General features: G+C 68.1%; 3 protein-coding genes. All 3 read left to right on the top strand.

The features are described from left to right. Nucleotides 1–254: metal-sensitive transcriptional regulator (locus D8Y23_RS16385; protein ID WP_164878294.1), on the top strand; the 254-nt coding region annotated here is incomplete at its 5' end. Between the two features lie 28 nt (nt 255–282). Further along, nucleotides 283–606 (top strand): cation transporter, encoded by a 324-nt coding sequence (locus tag D8Y23_RS16380; RefSeq protein ID WP_058233654.1) that lies wholly within the window; start codon nt 283–285, stop codon nt 604–606. Beyond that, the coding region (locus D8Y23_RS16375; protein ID WP_164878293.1) for a heavy metal translocating P-type ATPase at nt 603–2,700 on the top strand (2,098 nt) is incomplete at its 3' end. The genes D8Y23_RS16380 and D8Y23_RS16375, both read left to right, overlap by 4 nt.

The following is a 2,700-nucleotide window of genomic DNA, read 5'->3' as shown; positions in this document are numbered from 1 at the left end:
ACCTCCAGAAGCGGCTGCGTCGCGTCGAGGGTCAGGTACGAGGGATCGCCCGAATGGTCGATGAAGACAAGTACTGCATCGACATCCTTACGCAGGTCTCCGCCGCGACGAAGGCTTTGGAGACGGTTGCTCTATCCCTGCTCGGGGATCACCTCCGCCACTGCGTCGCGGAGGCGAGCGCAGAGGGCGGCCAGGTTGCCGCAGAGAAGATTCGTGAGGCCAACGACGCGATTGCACGGCTCGTCCGTTCCTGATCCCGCACCGACCCCAGAGGAGCAAATCATGACCGACCGCATCGACCTCGGCCTGAAAGACACCAACGCCGGCTGCGCTTGCTGCGCCACGTCCGCAGCGACAGACGCACCCGCGTCCACCGCGGCGACGGTGACAGAAGACGTCCTGGTGACCGGAATGACATGCTCGCACTGCGTGTCGAGCGTCACGGAGGAGCTGACTGCGATCGACGGTGTCGAGAATGTCACGGTAGACCTCAACGCCGGCGGTACGTCGCGCGTCACCATCCACAGCTTGACCCCGATCGATGCCGCCGCAGTGCGGGCCGCGGTGGAGGAGGCCGGCTACACCCTGGCCGGCGCACCCGCATGAGCGCGGTCGACGTCGAACTCGATATTTCCGGGATGACATGCGCGTCGTGTGCGACCCGGATTGAACGCAAGCTGAACAAGCTTCCCGGTGTGGAAGCAACGGTGAACTACGCCACCGAAAAAGCACGTGTTCGCGGGAACGACGTCGACCCTGCCACCCTGATCGCCGCCGTCGAATCCGCGGGGTACCAGGCGGCTCTCCCCGCACCGCCACCGAGCGGTGATATCGATGAGAACACCCCAAACCGAGAGGACGGCGAGGTCGGGGCGCTACGGCGGCGTCTGCTGATTAGTGCCGCCCTGTCGCTGCCGGTGGCAGTGTTGTCGATGGTCCCGGCGTTGCAGTTCGAGTACTGGCAGTGGCTTGCCCTCACTCTCACCGCCCCGGTGGCGGTCTGGGGCGCGTGGCCGTTCCACCGGGCCGCGGCCGTCAACGCCCGACACGGCGCGGCGACCATGGACACCCTCATCAGCGTTGGCGTCATCGCCGCATTCGGGTGGTCCCTTTACGCGCTGTTCTTCGGTGGCGCAGGCGTGCCCGGCATGACGATGACGTTCACCCTCGTCGGTACCCCGCAGGCCGGGGGCCACGAAATCTATCTGGAAGTGGCCGCGCTGGTCACCGTCTTTATCCTGGCCGGGCGGTATGCCGAAGCGCGCGCGAGGAAATCATCGTCGGAGGCGTTACGGGCGCTGCTGGAGATGGGCGCGAAGCACGCCACGCAGCTCGTCGACGGCGCCGAACGGATGGTGCCGGTCGCGCAGCTGTCGGTCGGAGACACTGTGCTCGTTCGACCGGGGGAGAAGATTCCCTCCGACGGGCTGGTGATCGATGGTGCCTCCGCCGTCGATGCCAGCATGCTCACCGGAGAATCAGTCCCCGTCGAGGTGACGACTGGGTCGCGTGTCGTAGGAGCGACGGTGAATGTCGGCGGCCGCCTCACCGTAGAAATCACCCGGGTCGGCGCCGACACCGAGCTCGCGCGCATGCGCCGGCTGATGGAGGAAGCCCAAACCGGCAAGGCCAAGGTGCAACGCATCGCTGACCGGGTGTCGGCCGTGTTCGTCCCGATCGTCATCGGACTTGCCGCCGCCGCCTTCGTCGGCTGGATGATCGCTGGGGCATCGCTGGAACAAGCGTTCACCGCCGCGGTCGCGACACTAATCATCGCGTGCCCGTGCGCGCTTGGCCTCGCCACCCCCACCGCCCTCTTGGTGGGCACCGGCCGGGGCTCGCAGCTGGGAATCTTGATCCGTGGACCGCAGGTGCTGGAGCAGACCCGCACCGTCGACACCATCGTGCTCGACAAGACCGGCACCGTGACCACCGGCAAGATGACCGTCACCACCGTTCACCCCGCCCCTGGTGTCACCCGGGACGAGCTGCTGCGGGTCGCCGCTGCGGTCGAGGCGGGCTCCGAGCATCCCGTCGCCCGCGCGATCACCGCCACCGCGCCTGGTGCATATGCGGACAGCTTCGCCTCGCACGCCGGGTTCGGTGTGCAGGGGATCGTGGACGGCGCCGCGGTGGTCGCGGGCCGCGCCTCCTGGCTGGCCGAGCAGTGGGGCATCCACCCACCGTCGGAGGCCGCAGCGGAGCTGAACACGCTCGCTCGTACCAGTACCGCAATCGCGGTCGGCCGCGACGGGCGGTACCTGGGCGCGATCGGCGTGGCGGACACGGTGAAGCCGACCAGCTCGACCGCCATCGCACTGTTCCGCGCACTCGGGCTGCGCCCGGTGCTCCTCACCGGCGACAACGACACCACGGCCGCACGGATCGCCGCTGAGGTCGGCATCTCCGACGTGCACGCCGGCGTCACCCCCGCCGGGAAGCTCGAAGTGATCCGCCGGCTCCAAAACGATGGCCACGTGGTCGCAATGGTCGGTGACGGCGTCAACGACGCCGCGGCCCTCGCCGCAGCCGACCTCGGCCTTGCGATGGGGGGCGGCACGGACGCGGCGATCGCCGCCAGTGACATCACGATCGTCTCCGGCGACCTGACCGTCGTGGCCGACGCGATCCGACTCTCCCGCCGCACCCTCCGCACCATCAAGAGCAATCTGTTCTGGGCCTTCGCCTACAACGTCGCCG

It is taken from the genome of Microbacterium enclense (genome assembly GCF_004022425.1).
In the GTDB taxonomy this organism is placed as follows: Bacteria; Actinomycetota; Actinomycetes; order Actinomycetales; family Microbacteriaceae; genus Microbacterium; species Microbacterium enclense_A.
This window is presented reverse-complemented; position numbering and strand designations above follow the sequence as displayed.